Annotated in this window: 22 protein-coding genes and 1 tRNA gene; 8 read left to right on the forward strand and 15 right to left on the reverse strand. The window is 69.9% G+C overall.

Annotated features, from left to right (window positions below; all coding sequences use genetic code 11):
• Window positions 1–123 precede the first annotated feature (123 nt).
• Window positions 124–465: a DUF3618 domain-containing protein gene (locus P3T29_RS13695; protein WP_280716681.1), complete on the reverse strand. Its 342-nt coding sequence runs from the start codon at window positions 463–465 to the stop codon at window positions 124–126.
• 325 nt (window positions 466–790) lie between these two features.
• Between P3T29_RS13695 and bcp the strand changes: the two genes are divergently transcribed.
• Complete coding sequence (gene bcp / locus P3T29_RS13700; RefSeq protein WP_280716682.1) at window positions 791–1,267, forward strand: thioredoxin-dependent thiol peroxidase; 477 nt, start codon at window positions 791–793, stop codon at window positions 1,265–1,267.
• Window positions 1,268–1,590: 323 nt separating this feature from the next.
• Here bcp and P3T29_RS13705 read toward each other — a convergent pair whose 3' ends face one another.
• Complete coding sequence (locus tag P3T29_RS13705) at window positions 1,591–1,794, reverse strand: carbohydrate-binding protein (RefSeq protein WP_280716683.1); 204 nt, start codon at window positions 1,792–1,794, stop codon at window positions 1,591–1,593.
• Window positions 1,795–2,248: 454 nt separating this feature from the next.
• On the opposite strand from P3T29_RS13705, the gene P3T29_RS13710 reads away from it, so the two are divergent.
• Both P3T29_RS13710 and P3T29_RS13715 read left to right on the forward strand, forming a co-directional pair.
• Window positions 2,249–3,307 carry an HNH endonuclease signature motif containing protein gene (locus P3T29_RS13710; RefSeq protein WP_280716684.1) on the forward strand — a complete coding sequence of 353 codons (1,059 nt, stop codon included), beginning with the start codon at window positions 2,249–2,251 and terminating at the stop codon, window positions 3,305–3,307.
• Window positions 3,308–3,323: 16 nt separating this feature from the next.
• Window positions 3,324–3,406 (forward strand) — tRNA-Leu (locus P3T29_RS13715).
• 71 nt (window positions 3,407–3,477) lie between these two features.
• Here P3T29_RS13715 and rdgB read toward each other — a convergent pair.
• From rdgB to P3T29_RS13735, 4 genes are all read right to left on the reverse strand, one after another.
• Complete coding sequence (gene rdgB / locus P3T29_RS13720; protein WP_280716685.1) at window positions 3,478–4,080, reverse strand: RdgB/HAM1 family non-canonical purine NTP pyrophosphatase; 603 nt, start codon at window positions 4,078–4,080, stop codon at window positions 3,478–3,480.
• 22 nt (window positions 4,081–4,102) lie between these two features.
• Window positions 4,103–4,492: a hypothetical protein gene (locus P3T29_RS13725; protein ID WP_280716686.1), complete on the reverse strand. Its 390-nt coding sequence runs from the start codon at window positions 4,490–4,492 to the stop codon at window positions 4,103–4,105.
• A gap of 209 nt (window positions 4,493–4,701) precedes the next feature.
• The gene (rph, locus tag P3T29_RS13730; RefSeq protein WP_280716687.1) at window positions 4,702–5,427 is read right to left on the reverse strand and encodes a ribonuclease PH; all 726 of its coding nucleotides are present in this window, start codon (window positions 5,425–5,427) and stop codon (window positions 4,702–4,704) included.
• Between the two features lie 115 nt (window positions 5,428–5,542).
• Window positions 5,543–5,776, reverse strand: coding sequence for a PTS glucose/sucrose transporter subunit IIB (locus tag P3T29_RS13735; protein WP_018517946.1), 234 nt, complete (start codon window positions 5,774–5,776; stop codon window positions 5,543–5,545).
• Window positions 5,777–6,164: 388 nt separating this feature from the next.
• On the opposite strand from P3T29_RS13735, the gene P3T29_RS13740 reads away from it, so the two are divergent.
• A complete protein-coding gene (locus P3T29_RS13740; RefSeq protein WP_280716688.1) occupies window positions 6,165–7,454 on the forward strand; it encodes a PTS transporter subunit EIIC in 1,290 nt (429 codons plus the stop codon).
• 406 nt (window positions 7,455–7,860) lie between these two features.
• The gene (locus tag P3T29_RS13745; protein ID WP_280716689.1) at window positions 7,861–9,126 is read left to right on the forward strand and encodes a PTS transporter subunit EIIC; all 1,266 of its coding nucleotides are present in this window, start codon (window positions 7,861–7,863) and stop codon (window positions 9,124–9,126) included.
• Between the two features lie 227 nt (window positions 9,127–9,353).
• On the opposite strand, the gene P3T29_RS13750 is transcribed toward P3T29_RS13745, so the two are convergent.
• Together P3T29_RS13750 and P3T29_RS13755 are read right to left on the reverse strand one after the other, a co-directional pair.
• Entirely contained in the window at window positions 9,354–10,100 is a 747-nt protein-coding gene (locus P3T29_RS13750) for an MBL fold metallo-hydrolase (RefSeq protein WP_280716690.1), read from the reverse strand.
• Window positions 10,101–10,334: 234 nt separating this feature from the next.
• Complete coding sequence (locus tag P3T29_RS13755) at window positions 10,335–10,529, reverse strand: MerR family transcriptional regulator (RefSeq protein ID WP_280716691.1); 195 nt, start codon at window positions 10,527–10,529, stop codon at window positions 10,335–10,337.
• A 229-nt stretch (window positions 10,530–10,758) separates the two neighbouring features.
• Here P3T29_RS13755 and P3T29_RS13760 point away from each other — a divergent pair, with 229 nt between their 5' ends.
• Entirely contained in the window at window positions 10,759–11,238 is a 480-nt protein-coding gene (locus tag P3T29_RS13760) for a type II toxin-antitoxin system PemK/MazF family toxin (RefSeq protein ID WP_280716692.1), read from the forward strand.
• Window positions 11,239–11,353: 115 nt separating this feature from the next.
• Here the strand turns inward: P3T29_RS13760 and P3T29_RS13765 are convergent, their stop codons facing one another.
• From P3T29_RS13765 to clpS, 7 genes are all read right to left on the reverse strand, one after another.
• On the reverse strand, window positions 11,354–12,322 hold the full coding sequence (locus P3T29_RS13765) for a cysteine synthase (RefSeq protein WP_280716693.1): 969 nt from the start codon (window positions 12,320–12,322) through the stop codon (window positions 11,354–11,356).
• A 54-nt stretch (window positions 12,323–12,376) separates the two neighbouring features.
• Window positions 12,377–12,655: a MoaD/ThiS family protein gene (locus P3T29_RS13770; RefSeq protein WP_280716694.1), complete on the reverse strand. Its 279-nt coding sequence runs from the start codon at window positions 12,653–12,655 to the stop codon at window positions 12,377–12,379.
• A 96-nt stretch (window positions 12,656–12,751) separates the two neighbouring features.
• Window positions 12,752–12,919, reverse strand: coding sequence for a putative leader peptide (locus P3T29_RS32695; protein WP_348532829.1), 168 nt, complete (start codon window positions 12,917–12,919; stop codon window positions 12,752–12,754).
• Between the two features lie 87 nt (window positions 12,920–13,006).
• The gene (locus tag P3T29_RS13775) at window positions 13,007–13,438 is read right to left on the reverse strand and encodes a M67 family metallopeptidase (protein ID WP_280716695.1); all 432 of its coding nucleotides are present in this window, start codon (window positions 13,436–13,438) and stop codon (window positions 13,007–13,009) included.
• A 60-nt stretch (window positions 13,439–13,498) separates the two neighbouring features.
• Window positions 13,499–14,941, reverse strand: a complete 1,443-nt coding sequence (locus P3T29_RS13780; RefSeq protein WP_280716696.1) for an amino acid permease — start codon at window positions 14,939–14,941, stop codon at window positions 13,499–13,501.
• A gap of 166 nt (window positions 14,942–15,107) precedes the next feature.
• On the reverse strand, window positions 15,108–15,683 hold the full coding sequence (locus tag P3T29_RS13785; protein WP_280716697.1) for a DUF2017 domain-containing protein: 576 nt from the start codon (window positions 15,681–15,683) through the stop codon (window positions 15,108–15,110).
• Between the two features lie 101 nt (window positions 15,684–15,784).
• Window positions 15,785–16,078, reverse strand: a complete 294-nt coding sequence (gene clpS, locus P3T29_RS13790; protein WP_280716698.1) for an ATP-dependent Clp protease adapter ClpS — start codon at window positions 16,076–16,078, stop codon at window positions 15,785–15,787.
• A 177-nt stretch (window positions 16,079–16,255) separates the two neighbouring features.
• Here clpS and P3T29_RS13795 point away from each other — a divergent pair, with 177 nt between their 5' ends.
• Both P3T29_RS13795 and P3T29_RS13800 read left to right on the forward strand, forming a co-directional pair.
• Window positions 16,256–17,590 carry a nicotinate phosphoribosyltransferase gene (locus P3T29_RS13795; protein ID WP_280716699.1) on the forward strand — a complete coding sequence of 445 codons (1,335 nt, stop codon included), beginning with the start codon at window positions 16,256–16,258 and terminating at the stop codon, window positions 17,588–17,590.
• Window positions 17,591–17,694: 104 nt separating this feature from the next.
• The gene (locus tag P3T29_RS13800) at window positions 17,695–18,285 is read left to right on the forward strand and encodes an isochorismatase family protein (RefSeq protein WP_280716700.1); all 591 of its coding nucleotides are present in this window, start codon (window positions 17,695–17,697) and stop codon (window positions 18,283–18,285) included.
• Window position 18,286 lies beyond the last annotated feature (1 nt).

Consider the following 18,286-nt stretch of genomic DNA (forward strand, 5'->3'; position numbering starts at 1 on the left):
GTGTTCTGATCCTTTTCGGTGCTCACGCCCCCGACGGTACCGGGCCCGCACGCCCCGACGGAACGCCGGACCGACATGCGGGAGGGGCCGGGGTACCAGCCCCGGCCCCTCCCCGTCCGGCAGTCAGCCCCGCTTGCGCTTACGGGCGGACGCCACCAGCAGCAGCACACCCACGCCCACCAGGGCCGCAGGCACGATCCGCTCCTTGCGCGGGCGCCCCTTCTCGTCCGTGAACTGCGCCTTCACCTGCTCCACCGCGCCACTCGCCGCGACGTATGCCTGCCCGGCCTTCTGCTCCACCGACGCGAGCAGCTTCGCCTTCGTCTGGGCGGCGATGGTGCTCGGGTGGACGCGGACGGCGAGCTCGTCCAGGGTCTCCGCCAGCTGCTCGCGGGTCCGGGCGATGTTCGCCTCGATCTGGGCGGTCGTCCGCGCCGCCTTGTCGTCTGTGCCGGCCTTGCCCACTCGGGCCACCCCTTCACTTACTGAAATGTTGTCCTGTGCGACAGGGCCAGTCTGTCAGCTGACACCCGCGTACGCGCGGCCCCACCCACCAACGGAGGTAAGAGCGTCCGCCGGTAGGGGGCTGGATGAAGGAGCGGCGTCCGGGCCGAGTCTGGGCGGTGCCGACGAGGGAGTCCATGCGGAGCATCGGCGACTGAGGAGAAGCCGTCCAGGCGACAGCCCGGGCGTCGCGACGCCAGCCCCCTACCGGCGGACGCTCCCCAGTCGGCAGAGGTAGGTTTGCGATGGCACGACCACCAGTCCACGCACGAGGAGAAGAACCACCGTGAGCGAGCGCCTCAAGGCCGGCGACACCGCCCCCGCCTTCACCCTGCCCGACGCCGATGGCAACAAGGTGTCCCTCGCCGACCACCTCGGCCGCAAGGTGATCGTCTACTTCTACCCCGCCGCCCTCACTCCGGGCTGCACCACCCAGGCCTGCGACTTCACCGACAACCTGGAGGTCTTCAGCGGCGCCGGGTACGACGTCATCGGCATCTCCCCGGACAAGCCCGAGAAGCTCGGCAAGTTCCGCGAGACCGAGTCGCTCAAGGTCACGCTGGTGGCCGACGAGGACAAGGCCGTCCTGGAGGCGTACGGCGCCTGGGGCGAGAAGATGAACTACGGCAAGACGTACGTCGGCGTGATCCGCTCCACCGTCATCGTCGACGAGCAGGGCAAGGTCGAGCACGCCCTCTACAACGTCAAGGCCACCGGCCACGTCGCCAAGCTGCTCCGCGACCTGAAGATCGCCACGGCCTGACCAGCACGGGCCGCTTGACGGGCCTGACCGGCCGTCACCGCGAGCCGTCGTCGCCCCCAGGCCCGTCCGCCAGGGGGCGACGACCCCACAGCCCGGCGGGCCCTACGCGCGCCGGGGGTCTGATGACGCCTCACCTTCGGCCCAAAATTCATCAGAACCAAACAGGATCAAACGCGCCGGACCCATGACACTCCGGTGACGCGCAAGTGTCAAGAGCTGCGGCAGACCTCCGCCTCCCCGGAAAAGGGAAAGGCGGTGACAGCACACCCCCCGACAGGATGCACCGCCACCGCCGCTCGTCACCTCAGCGAGCTGCCGTCGGATCAGCAGACACCGAGGTCGTTCCGGACACCCCAAGCGCCGATGATCGTCGGGTCCTCGCCCGTGGTCCACCACTTGTTGGTGTAGTTGTGGCCCCTCCAGGACGCCTGGGTGCCGGTGGTCGCGTAGGCCGTGGTCGCGCTCCAACTGGGCGCCGTACAGGTCCCGGACGGGGTGCTCGAGCTGCTGCTCGGACTCGCGCTCAACTGGTTGCCGACGGCGGGAGCGACAGCCGACGCCTGCGAGGGCGTCGCCCCCAGCGTGGCGACCAGCAGACCGGCCAGCCCGGCGGCAGCGGCGGCGGCGGTCGGCAGCGGCGGGACGCTGCGCCGCGTTCGATCGGATCAACACCCGGTCCCCCGGGAGAGAGTGTCGGGCGCACGCTGTGGGGGCGCGCGGCCAGTGGGGGCGGTCGGACACACCACAGCCGACGCCCGGTCAACACCCCCCGGCTGCCGCGCTGCAGCTTGGCGCGAAGCTATGTGGTCTGAACCACATAGGTCAATAGGTCTGTACCAATCGGTAACCAGATGACGCTAGTGGCGGCCCACGATTCTCATCACATCCTCATATTCCGTAGACGCCGTGTCCTTATTTCCCAGCACTCGTTCGTATAAGCGGGGGGGACGGGTGCACATACAAGGCCCGGGAGGGGTACCGATGGACGACATCTACGAGGTCTCACACCTCACCGAACAGATCGCCCGCGCGCGGAACTGGAACGACCTCATGCGGAACCTCGGCGTCGAAATCAGCGGCGGCCGCCGAAAGCAGCTCCAGAAGGCGGTGGGCAGGCTCGGCCTCGACACCGGCCACTTCAAGCAGGCGAGCCCGTGGACGAAGTACTCCGACGCCGCCATCGCCGCAGCGGTCGCGAGCTCCTCGAACCTCCGGGAAACCGCGCAGAAGCTGGGCGCCGTACCCGCCAGCGGAACCCTCTCTCACCTGCGGCGACGCATCGCGCGGGCCGAAATCGACGTCAGCCACTTCCCGTTGATGAACCGGCCCGCCGACCCTGAGCTCCCCTTCACCACGGAGGAGCTCAGCCACGCCGTCGGCGCGGCGCACAGCGTCCGGGAGGTGGCCCGGCTGCTTGGCGTCGCCACCGAGGACAGTGGCACGCGCCAGGTGATCCACCGGGCGATCCGCAGCCTGGAGCTCGATATCTCCCACTTCGTCTCGTACGCCGTGTTGGCTTTTGACGAGACGACACTCCGCGCGGCGGTCACCGAGTCCAGCAGCTTCGCGCAGGTCATGCGGCGGTTCGGCCTCCCGCCCAACTCCGGCAATCACCGCAAGGTCCGCTCCCGCATTCACAAGCTGGGGCTGGACACGTCCCACTTCACGCGCCGCTCGACCGACCTCCCTCCCCGCGTGCCGGTTCAGAGGCCCACCATCGACATCCTTCGGGTGCTGCCTCCCGGATCGACCCGGCTCACCCATCCTCGACTCCGCCGAGCCCTCGAAGCCATCGGGACGGCGTACCAGTGCCGCTCCTGCGGTAACCCGGGCGAGTGGATGGGTGGTCCGATCACCCTCCAGATCGACCACGTCAACGGCGACTGGCTCGACAACCGCCGCGAGAACCTCCGCTTCCTCTGCCCGAACTGCCATGCCTGCACGGACACGTGGTGCGGCGGCAACCGTGGCCGCAGTGTCACCCAGCTCGACGCGAGTGAGAAGGGAGATGCGGATGCGCTTCCGGTCCAAGTAGCATGACCGCGAAGCACTACCTGCGGCCTTGGTGGAATGGCAGACACGCAAGCCTTAGAAGCTTGTGAGGGTTACCTCGTGAGGGTTCAAGTCCCTCAGGCCGCACTTGCCTAAGAAACGAAGGCCCGCCCGGAAAATCACTCCAGGCGGGCCTTCGTCTGCCAACTGACTGTTTCTCAGCCCAGCAGCTCGCGGACCAGCGGCGCCAGCGCCCGGAAGGCCTGGCCCCGGTGGCTGATGGCGTTCTTCTCGTCGGCCGTCAGCTCCGCGCAGGTGCGGGTGTCCCCCAGCGGCTGGAGGATCGGGTCGTAGCCGAAGCCGCCGTCGCCGCTGGGGGTGGTGCGGAGGGTGCCGAGGAGGCGGCCCTCGACCACGCGCTCGGTGCCGTCGGGGAGGGCGAAGGCGGCGGCGCAGGCGAAGTGGGCGCTGCGGTGCTCGGGGCCGATGTCGGAGAGCTGGGCGAGCAGGAGTTCCAGGTTGGCGCGGTCGTCGCCGTGCTTGCCGGCCCAGCGGGCGGAGAAGATGCCCGGCGCGCCGTTCAGGACGTCCACGCAGAGGCCGGAGTCGTCCGCGACGGCCGGCAGGCCGGTGGCGCGGGCCAGGGCGTGCGCCTTGAGGAGGGCGTTCTCGGCGAAGGTGACCCCGGTCTCGGGGACGTCCGGGATCTCGGGGTACGCGTCGGCCCCGACGAGGTCGAAGGCGCCGTCGCCGAGGATGGCGCGCAGCTCCGCGACCTTGTGCTGGTTCCGGGTGGCGAGGACGAGGCGTCGGGTAGTCATGCCGATCAGCCTACTGAGGCGGTCAGCCGGTGCAGACCTTGCTGAGCGTGGCGGCGGCGTCGGCCAGCGGCTGGAGGTCGGGGGCCCGCTTGGCGTCGACCGCCTGCTGCGCCTTGTCGACCTGGTTCTGCAGGTCGGTGACGGCCTTGCCGACGTTGGTGTCGCTGGAGTTGCGGCCGACCTGGTCGAGGTCCTTCTTCAGCTTCTGGAGGGCCTGGCCGGCGGGCCCCGGGTCCTTGTCGGCGTTGCTGAAGGCGCTGCCCGCGCCGGCGATGTCGCCGGTGATCCGGACGGAGGTGTTGCCGCAGTCGATGGCCTTCTGGGCGGCCGAGCAGCTCACCGCGCTGAGTGGCAGGAGGAGGATGAGCGCGACCACGGCGAGGGTGGTGGAGCGGTTGATGCTGTGCGGCATCGAGGGTCCTCCGGTGAAGGCGCGGGGGCTGGTCCGGTGGGGAAGACGGACGGCGGGGGCTCGCCGGTTCCCGTGGCGGAGGTCCGAGCGGACATCTGAGCGGAACGGTACGGGCTCCGGGGGCCGCCTGTACAGCGTCCGCACCCGGAGCCCGTAGCACCTGGCACTCGTTCAGACCTTGCGGCGGACTGTGGTCCGGCCGAAAGGTGTCAGCCTTCGAGGACCTTGCGCTGGATCTCGTCGAGTTCGGCGCAGCCGAGGGTGCCGAGGTCGAGCAGCTGGTCGAGGAGGGCGCGGTCGAAGGGGGCTGCCTCGGCGGTGCCCTGGACCTCGACGAAGCGGCCGTCGGAGGTGCAGACGATGTTCATGTCGGTGTCGGCGCGGACGTCCTCCTCGTACTTGAGGTCGAGCATCGGGACGCCGTCGATGATGCCGACGCTGACGGCGCTGACGCCGCTGGTGATGGGCTGGCCCTTGGCGCGCAGGATCTTCTTCTCGCGGGCCCAGGAGACGGCGTCGACGAGGGCGACGTAGGCGCCGGTGATGGCGGCGGTGCGGGTGCCGCCGTCGGCCTGGAGGACGTCGCAGTCGAGGACGATGGTGTTCTCGGCGAGGGCGCGGTGGTCGATGACGGCGCGCAGCGAGCGGCCGATCAGGCGGCTGATCTCGTGGGTGCGGCCGCCGATCTTGCCGCGGACGGATTCGCGGTCGCCCCGGGTGTTGGTGGCGCGGGGGAGCATGGCGTACTCGGCGGTGACCCAGCCTTCGCCGCTGCCCTTGCGCCAGCGCGGGACGCCTTCGGTGACGCTGGCGGTGCAGAGCACCTTGGTGTCGCCGTAGGAGACCAGGACGGAGCCTTCGGCGTGCTTGCTCCAGCCTCGTTCGATGGTGATGGGGCGGAGCTGGTCGGGGGTGCGGCCGTCGATGCGTGACATAGCGTCCGAGCGTAGTCGGTCGGCGGGGTACCCCTCCAACGCGTACGGCCCGCCGGGTCCAACGCGTACGGCCCACCGGGGGGTGGGCCGTACGGGAGTGACCGGGGGGGTCAGCTCACATCATGTCCTCGATGTCGGCGGCGATCGGGTCGGCGTCGGTGCCGATGACGACCTGGATCGCGGTGCCCATCTTGACGACACCGTGGGCGCCGGCGGCCTTCAGTGCGGCTTCGTCGACCTTGGAGGGGTCGATGACCTCGGTGCGGAGGCGGGTGATGCAGCCCTCGACCTCTTCGATGTTCTCGATTCCGCCGAGACCGGCGACGATCTTCTCAGCCTTGGAGGCCATGTCTTTCTCCCTCTGTCTCGGCGCGCCGGCTGCTCTGCCGGGTGCCGTCCTTGCTCGGTGCTGTGGTGGCTGCGGGGTGCCCCGGCCCGGGGGTCGGGGGCGAGATGACGCGGGCTCAGGTGCCGCGCTGTACAACAGCGCGACAAGCATCACCCGAGTTCAACCTGCCTGCCACGTCAGTCCACTTTTGGCCCACTTCGGCGCGCGCGCTGCTGATCTTCACCGCAGGATGACAATCAGCAGGACCCTGGACCCGGCACAGCCGACTCCGCCCAAGTGGTCTACACCAATATTAGGCGCACTCCGCACAACGCGGGAACGGCCCCCGGGGTTCCTGCGCCCGGGGTCCCTGGCAGTCGGACCGGCGGACGGGACCCGGAGGGCGAAGATGAGCTCGGCAGGCGCTGCGGTACCGCAGACCGTGTGGTGGCACTCCTTCTACGGTGGCCTGCAGAAGATGGGGCGCAGCCTGCAGCTGCCGGTGGCGGTGCTCCCGGCGGCGGGCATTCTCAACCGGCTCGGCCAGGGCGACGTCTTCGGCCGGGACGGCCTCGGCTGGACGAACGTCGCCAAGGTCTTCGCAGCCGCCGGAGGCGCTCTGCTGGACTCCGCCGTGGGTCTGCCGCTGCTGTTCTGCATCGGTGTGGCGATCGGCATGGCGAAGAAGTCGGACGGTTCCACCGCGCTCGCCGCCGTCGTCGGCTTCGTCGTCTACTACCAGGTGCTGCAGGCGTTTCCGCAGAGCTGCAAGGCGGGAAGCACGCCGGCCGGCAACCAGTGCGTCGACTACGCCGCGAAGACCGCCGTGAGTGCGACCTACCAGAACCCCGGTGTGCTGGGCGGGATCCTGATCGGGCTGATGACCGCCTGGCTCTGGGTCCGGTTCCACCGCGTGAAGCTGGTCGACTGGCTGGGCTTCTTCAACGGCCGCCGCCTGGTGCCGATGATCACGGCTCTGCTGGGCCTGCTGTTCGCCTGTGTCTGCCTCTGGGTCTGGCCGCCGATCGGCGACGGTCTGACCTCGTTCAGCAGGTGGCTCTCCGATCTCGGGGCGTGGGGTTCGGGCATCTTCGGCCTGGCCAACCGCTCGCTGCTGCTGATCGGCATGCACCAGTTGCTGAACACCTTCGTCTGGTTCCAGTTCGGCGACTTCACCAAGCCGGACGGCACGGTCGTGCACGGCGACATTCCCCGCTTCCTGGCGCACGACCCGACGGCCGGCCAGTTCACCTCGGGCTTCTTCCCGATCATGATGTTCGCGCTGCCCGCAGCCGCGATGGCCATCGCGCGCTCCGCCAAGCCGCACCGCCGCAAGGAGATCTACGGCCTGATGACCTCGGTCGCGCTGACCTCCTTCGTGACCGGCGTGACCGAACCGATCGAGTACTCCTTCGCGTACCTCGCCCCGGCGCTGTACGGGGTGCACGCCGTGCTGACCGGTGTGTCGATGGCGGTGACGTGGGCGCTCGGGGTGCACGACGGGTTCAGCTTCTCGGCCGGTCTGATCGATTACCTGATCAACTGGGAGCTGGCGACCAAGCCGTGGTTGATCATCCCGATCGGCCTCTGCTTCGCCGTCGTCTACTACACGCTGTTCCGGTTCATCATCGTCAGATTCGACCTCAAGACGCCCGGCCGCGAGGACGACGACGAGATCGAGGACGTCACCAAAGTCTGAATCGGATTCCCTCCCGATAAACCCCTGGAGGCCCTCGGACCCACTCGCCCGAGGGCCTTCGGCCCGCCCGGAAATGACCAATGGCCCTGCCGTGATCATAGGTTCAACCTGCCGACCCCTGGTCGCGAGTCCGACGAGGAGTTCAGGACATCACCAAGGACTGACGTCCTCTTTTGTTGCGCAACTCTCCAAAAGAGGGCGATCACAACAGGCGGCCAAGATCATTTGATCCGCGACAAGGTTTCGATTTCATAGCGTTCCTACGTGCACGCCTTTCAGGGGTTCCCCCCCTTCTCGGCGCATGCTAGAAAACTGGTCTACACCACTAGTGGTGTAGACCAGTTTGCGGTTCGGCCCCCGACGCTCCTCCCCCGACCGACCCGCCCTGCCGTTAGGAACCACCCCCATGAGTACGACTGCGCAGGCATCGGCGCCCGCTGCGGCCCCCTCGCCCAGCCCTGTCAGGCAGTTCGGGCAGAACCTCGTCCAGGGGCTGCAGAAGATCGGCCGCAGCCTCCAGCTCCCGATCGCGGTCCTCCCGGCAGCGGGCATCCTGCTGCGCCTGGGCCAGTCCGACGTCCAGGAGAAGCTGCACCTCCCGGCCAAGCTGGTCGCCACCTTCGCCGCGGCCGGCGGAGCGGTCTTCGACAACCTGCCGCTGCTGTTCTGCGTCGGTATCGCCATCGGCTTCGCCAAGAAGGCCGACGGCTCCACCGCACTCGCCGCGCTCGTGGGCTACCTGGTCTTCCACAACGTGCTCACGGTCTTCCCGATGCACGGCACCGTGACCGCCGCGCTCCCGGCCGGCAAGCCGCAGAACCCGGGCGTCCTCGGCGGCGTCGTGATCGGTCTGCTCAGCGCCGTGCTCTGGCAGAAGTACCACCGCACCAAGCTGGTCGACTGGCTCGGCTTCTTCAACGGCCGCCGCCTCGTCCCGCTCATGATGGCCTTCGTCGGCACCATCGCGGGCATCCTCTTCGGCCTGGCCTGGGGCCCGGTCGGCTCGGCGCTCGACAGCTTCAGCAACTGGGCGATCGGCCTCGGCGCGATCGGCTCCGGCATCTTCGGTCTGATCAACCGCGGCCTGCTGCCGATCGGCATGCACCAGTTCGCGAACACCTTCTTCTGGCAGCAGGCCGGCACCTTCCACGACGCGACCGGCAAGGTCGTCCAAGGCGACCTGAACCGCTTCTTCGCGGGCGACCCGACCGCCGGCCAGTTCATGTCCGGCTTCTTCCCGGTGATGATGTTCGGCCTCCCGGCCGCCGCGCTCGCCATCGCGCACTGCGCCCGCCCGGAGCGCCGCAAGGCCGTCCTGGGCATGATGATGTCGCTGGCCCTGACCTCGTTCATGACCGGCATCACCGAGCCGATCGAGTTCGCCTTCCTCTTCATCGCGCCGCTGCTCTACGCCGTCCACGCGCTGCTCACCGCTGCCTCGATGGTCGTCACCTGGGCGCTCGGCGTGCACGACGGCTTCACCTTCTCCGCCGGTGCCATCGACTACGTCTTCAACTGGCACTTCGCCACCAAGCCCTGGCTGATCATCCCGATCGGCCTGGTGTTCGGCGTGATCTACTACGTGGTCTTCCGCTTCGCGATCACCAAGTTCGACCTCAAGACCCCCGGTCGCGAGTCCGACGAGGAACTCGAGGACGTCACCAAGGCCTGACGCCTCCCGCCGTACCACCTCGGCCCCGCCGCACCGCACTCACCCGGCGGTACGGCGGGGCCGAGGCGCGTTCGGGAGTGGCTCGGGGTGCGTCAGGGGGCGGCTCGGGTGCGTGTCAGCATGCGGACGCGGGTTTCACCATCCAGGACGACACCGGCCCTCGGAGGCCGTCCGGCGGTCGCCAACGCCTCACCGCATCGCGCGAACTGACGCTCCGACCGGTCGGTCTAAAGCTCGTAGACCGCGCCCGGGTGGGCGAGCTCGACCGGTCCGGGGTACCTGGTGGCGGCGTCCACGCGGTTGTACTCGGCGTCCGTCCACGGCGGGATGTGGGTGAGCACCAGGCGGCCGACCCCGGCGGCGGCGGCGTGCTCGCCGGCCTGGCGGCCGTTGAGGTGGACGTCCTGGTACGTCTCGCGGCCGTGGGTGTAGGCGGCCTCGCAGAGGAACAGGTCGGTGCCGCGCGCGAGTTCGACGAGTTCGGGGCTCTCGCCGGTGTCGCCGGAGTAGACGAAGCTCCGGCCGCCGTGCTCGACCCGGAACGCGTACGCCTCGACGGGGTGGTTGACCGGGACGGCGGTGATCCGCAGCGGTCCGAGGTCGAAGGTGCCCTCGGTCAGGGTGCGGAAGTCGAAGACCTCCTTCATCCCCGGATCCTCGGGCATGTCGTAGGCGCGGGCCAGGCGTTCGGGGGTGCCGTGCGGTCCGTAGACCGGGAGCGGGTCCGGGCAGCCCTCCAGCCGGTAGTTGCGGGCGACCCAGTACGCGCACAGGTCGATGCAGTGGTCGGCGTGCAGGTGGCTGAGCAGGATCGCGTCGACCTCGTACAGCCCGCAGTAGTTCTGCAGCGCGCCGAGCGCGCCGTTGCCGAGGTCCAGCACCACGCGGAAGCCGTCCGCCTCGACCAGATAACTGGAGCAGGGCGAGTCGACGGACGGGAAGCTCCCCGAGCATCCCACCACGGTCAGCTTCATGCCGTGCCCTCCGCCTCGCCGGGTTCTGGATCCGTGCCTGGTCATGCCGTGCCGTTACGTGGCACGGCACTTCATGACGCGCCTGTCCGCACTACCTGTCGATAGCGCTGTGTCCGCGAGACGAGAGTAAGGGCGGAGAAGCACTTTGCCCCCGTCTCCGTGCCGTGCTGTGGCTGGAATCACCAGAACGAGGCGGAGGCGGGGGCGCGGTGCCACCCGGTCGGTGGCGGCGGGTCAGCGGTGGCCGGGACGCTTGCGGGCCCAGGCGCGGATGGTGTCGGGGTACCAGCGGGGGTGGCCGGCGGAGTCCGTCAGATCGGGGTCGGGCAGCAGGCCGTGCCGACGGTAGTTGCGCACCGTCTCGGGCTGGACGTTGATGTGACGGGCGATCTCGGCGTAGGACCAAAGCTCGTTGCTGCGAGGGCTCATCTGGGCCGCCTTGAGGGAGGGTTCCGAAGCTGCACTCGGTTTTCCAGCTCAGCTTCGACCGCCCGGCAACGGCCCTCGGCGCGGTACGGACCCGGTGGTCGTTCCGTGACGAACCAGTAGCACGGAACGGACAAATCCCCGATTTCGTCACAGTGACGGTCGGTGTCACGGCCTCCGGCGGCGGCCGGTACGGTCTGGCGTACGAGTGGCTCGGCCCAAGGAGAGCGGAATGTACGGCGGCGGGATGCACGGCGGCGGAGTGCACGGCGGCTGGGGCTGGTTGGCGGCGGGGCTCGTGGTGGCCATCGCCCTGGCGGCGGCGGCGCTGCGCAGCCGGACCCGGCCGGAACAGCCCGCCCGGCCACCGGCCGGACCGGACCGCCCGCGCCCGACCGGACGCGGCCCGGCCGCCCGGGAGGTCTGGTGGGCCGAGGTCCCGTTCGAGGACGGCCCGGGGGCGAAGGACCGGCCCTGCCTGGTGTTGCGGGTGAACGGACGTACCGCGACCGTCGTCAAGATCACCAGCAAGCACCACGCCGAACGGCCCGGCGTGCTCGCCCTCCCGCCCGGCTCGGTCGGCGACCGGCAGGGCCGGACCAGCTGGCTGGAGACGGACGAGCTGCGCGAGGTACCGCTCGCCGACTTCCGTCGGAGGGTCGGGCCGCTGGACGAAGGGACCTGGGCGCGAGCTCAGCGCGAGCTGCGGTAGCCCGTACTACCTGGGGGCGCGAGGAACTGCGCGAGATCGGAAGCTGCGGGTCGGTGCCTTCCGGTTTCGCGCAGTTTCTCGCGCCCCTGTTCGTGGTTGCCCACTCGGTAAAGCCTCAGGCCCAGAGCTGGCCCTGGAGGGCCTCGACGGCTTCCTCGGTCGTGGCGGCGGTGTAGATGCCGGTGGAGAGGTACTTCCAGCCGCCGTCCGCGACCACGAAGACCACGTCCGCGCGCTCGCCCGCCTGCGCGGCCTTGCGGCCGGCCCCGATCGCGGCGTGCAGGATCGCACCGGTGGAGACCCCCGCGAAGATGCCCTCCTGCTGGAGGAGTTCGCGGGTGCGGAGCACCGCGTCCGCCGAGCCGACGGAGAAGCGGGTGGTGAGCACCTCGGCGTCGTACAGCTCGGGGACGAAGCCCTCGTCGAGGTTGCGCAGCCCGTACACCAGGTCGTCGTAGCGCGGCTCGGCGGCGACGATCCGGACGCCGGGGACCTTCTCGCGCAGGTAGCGGCCGACGCCCATCAGGGTGCCGGTGGTGCCGAGCCCGGCCACGAAGTGGGTGACGGTCGGGAGGTCGGCGAGGATCTCCGGGCCGGTGGTGGCGTAGTGGGCGCCGGCGTTGTCCGGGTTGCCGTACTGGTAGAGCATCACCCAGTCGGGGTGCTCGGCCGCGATCTCCTTGGCGATCCGGACCGCCGTGTTGGAGCCGCCGGCGGCGGGTGAGGGGATGATCTCCGCGCCCCACATCCGGAGCAGTTCGCGGCGCTCCTCGCTGGTGTTCTCCGGCATGACGCAGACCATCCGGTAGCCCTTGAGCTTGGCCGCCATGGCGAGCGAGATGCCGGTGTTGCCGCTGGTCGGCTCCAGGATGGTGCAGCCGGGGGTGAGCCGCCCGGCCGCCTCGGCCCGCTCGATCATGTGCAGGGCCGGACGGTCCTTGATCGAGCCGGTCGGGTTGCGGTCCTCCAGCTTGGCCCAGAGGCTCACCAGCCCGTCCGTGTTCCCGGGGATGGCGGCCGAGATCCGCGGCAGCCGTACCAGCGGCGTGTTGCCGACGGCGTCGAGCGGGCTGTCGTAACGCAAGGGAGCCTCCGGCTGAGGGTGCGGCGGGTTGCAGCGGGTGAGGAGGAGCGGGGCTTAGACCGAACCGCCGGCCACTGCCGGGAGGATGGTGACGCTGTCGCCGTCGGCCAGGGCGGTGGTGACGCCGTTCAGGAAGCGGACGTCCTCGTCGTTCAGGTAGACGTTGACGAAGCGGCGCAGCTCGCCGGCGTCCAGCAGGCGGGCGGCGATGCCCGGGTGGCGGACGTCGAGGTCGGCGAAGAGTTCCTCAAGGTTGCTGCCGGTACCCTCGACGGCCTTCTGGCCGTCGGTGTAGGTACGGAGGATCGTCGGGATGCGGACCTCGATGGCCATGACTGCGCTCCTGTGGAGTGGTTTCGGGTGGCCGCAGGGCGCGGCTCGGGAGGAAGAGCGGTCCCCGGTGAGGGGGCGGGCGGGCGACGCCGAGGTTCAGCGGGCGCCGGCGGTGCCGGGACAGCTGGCACCGGCGAGCCGGCACAGGTCAATGTGCAGGCGCGCCACGAGGCGGTTGCCTGGGGCCTGAGTGCTCACATCGACGGAACGCATGGGCTCATCGTATAGATTCCCGCCCCCGCCCCGACATCTATGTCTCGCCATCCGGATGGATCTGTCTCCCCCAGTGGGATCAGCGGGCCCGCCGACCGCCGCTCGGGCGGTCGGCGGCCCTGCGGACACCCGCTCTGATCAGGGCTGGTACGCCTCGACGACCTCGACGTCTTCCTCGGTGATCTCGCCGTCCACGATTCGGTACGAGCGGAACTGGAAGGCGTCCTCCGGGCCCGTCCCCTCCGCCGTGGAGACCAGGACGTAGTGCGCGAACGGCTCGGAGGCGTAGCTGACGTCGGTGCGCGAGGGGTACGCCTCGGTCGCGGTGTGCGAGTGGTAGACGATCACCGGCTCCTCGTCACGGTCGTCCAACTCGCGGTAGAGCTTCAGCAGGTCACCGGAGTCGAACTCGTAAAAGGTCGGCGAGCGGGCCGCGTTGAGCATCGGGATGAACCGCTCGGGGCGGCCGGTGCCCGCCGGTCCCGCGACCATGCCGCAGGCTTCGTCCGGGTGGTCGGCACGGGCGTGGGCGACGATCGCGTCGTGCAACTCTCGGGTGATGGTCAGCATGCGGTCAGGATAGCCACGGGCCGCCGCCCGCCCGAGGAGTGGCTCCGGCGGTGGCCCGGTTCAGTGGCCGGACTTCGCGCGCAGGTGGTCGTGGGCCACACCGTGGACGGCCTCCGGCCGGCGGCGCTTGAGCACCTGGAAGCCGATCACCAGCAGCACGGCCCAGACCGGGAAGACGTACAGCGAGATCCGGTTGTCGGGGTCGAAGGCGATCAGCACGACGACCAGCCCGAGGAAGGCGAGCGCGGCCCAGCTGACCCAGGGGCCGCCGGGGGCCTTGAAGGTCGGCGCCGGAAGGTGCCCGGCGCGCCAGGCGGCGCGGTAACGGAGCTGGCAGATCAGGATGATCGCCCAGGTCCAGATGCCGCAGACGGTGGCGACCGAGGTGACGTACGTGAACGCCTTGCCGGGGGCGACGTAGTTGAGCAGCACGCCGACGCCCATCAGCAGCGCGGAGACGGTGATCGCCAGGGCCGGGCTCTGGTGCCGGTTCAACTTGGTCACGCTGCCGGGCGCCTGGCCGCGCAGCGCCAGGTCGCGGAGCATCCGGCCGGTGGAGTACATGCCCGAGTTGCAGGAGGAGAGCGCGGCGGTGAGCACCACGAAGTTGATGATGCCGGCCGCCGCCGGGATGCCGATCTTGCCGAAGGCGGCCACGAACGGGCTGACCCCGGGCTTGAACTCCGTCCACGGGACGAGGCAGAGGATGATCGTCAGCGAGCCGATGTAGAACAGCACGATGCGCAGCGGCAGGGTGTTGATGGCCCGGGGCAGGGTCTTCGCGGGGTTCTCGCTCTCCCCCGCCGTGACGCCGACCAGTTCGACGCCGAGGTAGGCGAACATCACGATCTGAAGGGTCATCAGGGTCGAGCCGATGCCCTTGGGGAAGAACCCGCCGTCCTGCCAGAGGTGGGTGACGGAGGCGGTGTCACCGGCCTTGCTGAAGCCCAGCGTCAGCACGCCGATGCCGATCAGGATCATGCCGAGGATCGCGGTCACCTTGACCATCGAGAACCAGAACTCGATCTCGCCGAAGAGCTTCACCGAGATCAGGTTGGCGGCGTAGAGGATCACCAGGAACACCAGCGCGCTGAGCCACTGCGGGATGCCGGGCGCCCAGTATTTGACGTACACGGCGGCGGCGGTGGTCTCGGCCATTCCGGTGACGACCCAGAACAGCCAGTACGTCCAGCCGGTCACGAAGCCCGCGAACGGGCCGAGGAACTCGCGGGCGTACTCGGCGAAGCTGCCGGTGACCGGTCGGTAGGTGAGCAGTTCGCCCAGTGCCCGCATGATCGCGAAGATCACCACGCCGGCCACCGCGTAGCTGAGGATCAGGCTGGGGCCGGCCTTGGAGATCGCGGTGCCCGCGCCGAGGAAGAGGCCGGTGCCGATGGCGCCGCCGATCGCGATCATCTGGATCTGGCGGCTGCCCAGACCCCGGGCGTAGCCCTCGTCGTCCGGCGTGGTCTCGACCACCTCGTCGTACATCTGATCGGCCATGGGCACCGTCCTCGCAGTCGTGGGGTGAGGAAGTCGTACCACGCTGTAACCGGTCAGCGGCATGCATCTGAGCGTTATTTGAGCATGTCATGTGGGGGTTAGGGCGATATGCCGGAAACGCCCCGACCCCTGCCCACATGCTGGACAGGGGCCGGTGGTTGGACCTTTAGTCCGTCATCGCCTCGATCAGCGACTCCTGCATCCCGCCGAGCCACAGGTACGCCATGACCAGGGGCTTGCGCGGGTCGCTGTCGGGCAGGCCGTACAGGCCCTCCTCGTCCTCCTCGGTGATCTCCAGGCGCGCGCCGAGCGTCAGCCGGAGGTCGTTCAGCGCGCCGAGCCAGCGCAGGCAGTCGCCGGGCGCCACCTTCAGCGCCCCACCCTCCCCGCCCAGCTCGTCCAGCGCCCGGATCACGCTCAGCGCGTCGTCGCGCTTGCGCGCCCGCAGGTCCAGCTCGGTGTAGCGGCGGAACTCACTCGCCAGCTCCTTGGTCTGCGGGTCCACCGCCTCCCCCGGCTCGCCGTACGCGTCCGGGAAGAGCCGGGCCAGCGCGGGGTCGCTGGGCGCCTCGCTCGGCCCCTCCGCGAACAGCGCGGCCAACGGGTCGTCACTCTCCGCCCCCGGGCCCGGCCCGATCAGCTCCAGCATCTGCACCTCGAGCGAGCGCAGGATGGACGCCTCCAGCTCGTCCAGTGCGATCGCCGCACTGCCGCCGCCGGCGCTCTCGAACAACCCAGCCATGAGTCTCAGTCAGCCCGTCTTCGTCGATTGGTACTTCGGTCCCGCGGTCGCCGGGTCCGGCAGTCGTCAGGTCTCAGCCGTCAGGTCTCAGTCGTCACGTCTCAGTCGTGCTGGAGCGTCGCCCACAGCCCGTAGCCGTGCATCGCCTGGACGTCCCGCTCCATCTCCTCGCGCGATCCGCTGGAGACCACGGCGCGCCCCTTGGAGTGCACCTCCATCATCAGCGTCCTGGCCTTCTCCTTCGGGTAGCCGAAGTAGGCCTGGAAGACGTACTGAACGTAACTCATCAGGTTGACCGCATCGTTGTGCACGATGGTCACCCAGGGTGTGTCCGGCTCCACCACCGGAAGGCCTTCGACCTCCGGGCGCTCGATCTCCACGGGCGCGACACTCACGGCTGACACTCCTCGCTGGGCACGGATTCCGTCTCTCATGCTTCCATCCGGGCGACCTGCGAGCCAATCCGGGTCCGGACCGGCCCGGCGACGCCCGGAGAGCGACCTGACAACACTCCGGGCGGATCCCCAGAAGAAATCGTCACTCTGACGCTAAGTGGTAGTAGCATCATCCCCATGGACGCCACCACCGCGCGCCGTTCGACCGCGCTGCTCACCGACCGTTACGAGCTCACCATGCTGCAGGCCGCGCTGCGCAGCGGCGCCGCGCACCGCCGCTCGGTCTTCGAGGTCTTCACCCGACGGCTGCCGAACGGCCGCCGTTACGGCGTGGTCGCCGGGACCGGACGGGTGCTGGACGCGGTCGAGGACTTCCGCTTCACCACGCCGCAGCTGGACTGGCTGGCCGACCAGCACGTGGTCGACGAGGACACGCTGCGCTTCCTGGCCGACTACCGCTTCACCGGCGACATCCACGGCTATGCCGAGGGCGAGGTCTACTTCCCCGGTTCGCCGCTGCTGACGGTCGAGGGCAGCTTCGCCGAGGCGGTGATCCTGGAGACGGTCATCCTGTCGATCCTCAACCACGACTCGGCGATCGCCGCCGCCGCCTCCCGGATGACCAGCGCGGCCGGGGAGCGCCCCTGCATCGAGATGGGCGCCCGCCGGGCCCACGAGGGCGCCGCCGTGGCGGCCGCCCGCGCGGCGTACATCGCGGGCTTCGCCGCCACCTCCGACCTGGAGGCCGGCTTCACCCACGGCATCCCGACCCGAGGTACGGCCGCACACGCCTTCACCCTGGTGCACGACACCGAGCGGGACGCCTTCACCGCCCAGATCGACTCGATGGGCCGGGGCACCACCTTGCTGATCGACACCTACGACCTCGCCGAGGCCGTCCGTACCGCCGTCGAGGTGGCGGGCCCGACACTGGGCGCCGTCCGGATCGACTCCGGCGACCTCACCCTCCTCGCCCACCGCGTCCGCCGGCAGCTGGACGACCTCGGGGCCGACAAGACCCGGATCATCGTCACCTCGGACCTGGACGAGTACGCCATCGCCGCGCTCGCCGCAGCCCCGGTCGACGGGTACGGGGTCGGCACCAGCCTGGTCACCGGCAGCGGCCACCCGACCTGCGCGATGGTCTACAAGCTGGTCGCCCGGGCCACCGCGCCCGACGGGTCGCTGCTGCCGGTCGCCAAGCGCTCGGCGGGGGCCAAGTCCAGTGTGGGCGGCCGGAAGTGGGCCGCCCGCCCGCTCGACGCGGACGGCGTCGCCGAGGCCGAGGTGGTCGGCACCGGACCGGTGCCGGAGGAGCTGGTGCCGCACCTGCTGCACGTGCCGCTGATCAGCGGGGGCGAGGTGGTCGGGCGCGAGCCGCTCAGCGCGGCGCGCGAGCGGCACCTGCGGGCGCGGGCCGCCCTGCCGCTGTCGGCCACCCAGCTCTCCAAGGGCGAGCCGGTGCTCGGCACCGAACTCCGGATCGCCGCCACCGAAGGGGTTCCCGCCTGAACCGGTAGCCGCCCGGCCCCTTCCGCCTACGCGCGTCACTCCCTAGAGTTGCCACCACCAACCCCCGCCCCTCCCACCCACCGCTACGACCAAGGACACACCCCATGCACCGGGCACTCATCGTCGTCGACGTGCAGAACGACTTCTGCGAGGGCGGCAGCCTCGCCGTCGCCGGCGGCGCCGAGGTCGCCGCCGCGATCACCGACCTGATCGCCGAGTCCGCCGCCGGGTACGCCCACATCCTCGCCACCCGGGACCACCACATCGACCCGGGCGGGCACTTCTCGGCCGAACCGGACTACGTCGCCTCCTGGCCGGCCCACTGCGTCGCGGGTACCGAGGGCGTCGGCTTCCACCCGAACTTCGCCCCGTCCGTCACCACCGGCGCCATCGAGGCGGTCTTCGACAAGGGCGCGTACTCCGCCGCCTACAGCGGCTTCGAGGGCACCGACGAGAACGGCGAGTCGATGGCCGGCTGGCTGCGCGCCCGGGACGTCACCGAGGTGGACGTGGTCGGCATCGCCACCGACCACTGCGTCCGGGCCACCGCGCTGGACGCCGCCCGCGAGGGGTTCACCACCCGCGTGCTGCTCGACCTCACCGCCGGGGTGGCCGCCGCGACCACCGAGGCCGCGCTGGCCGAACTGGCGGCGGCAGGAGTCGAGTTGACCGGCACTCCGGTCGTCCGGAGCTGAC

The sequence above is a fragment of the Kitasatospora sp. MAP5-34 genome (assembly GCF_029894335.1).
Lineage (GTDB): Bacteria > Actinomycetota > Actinomycetes > Streptomycetales > Streptomycetaceae > Kitasatospora.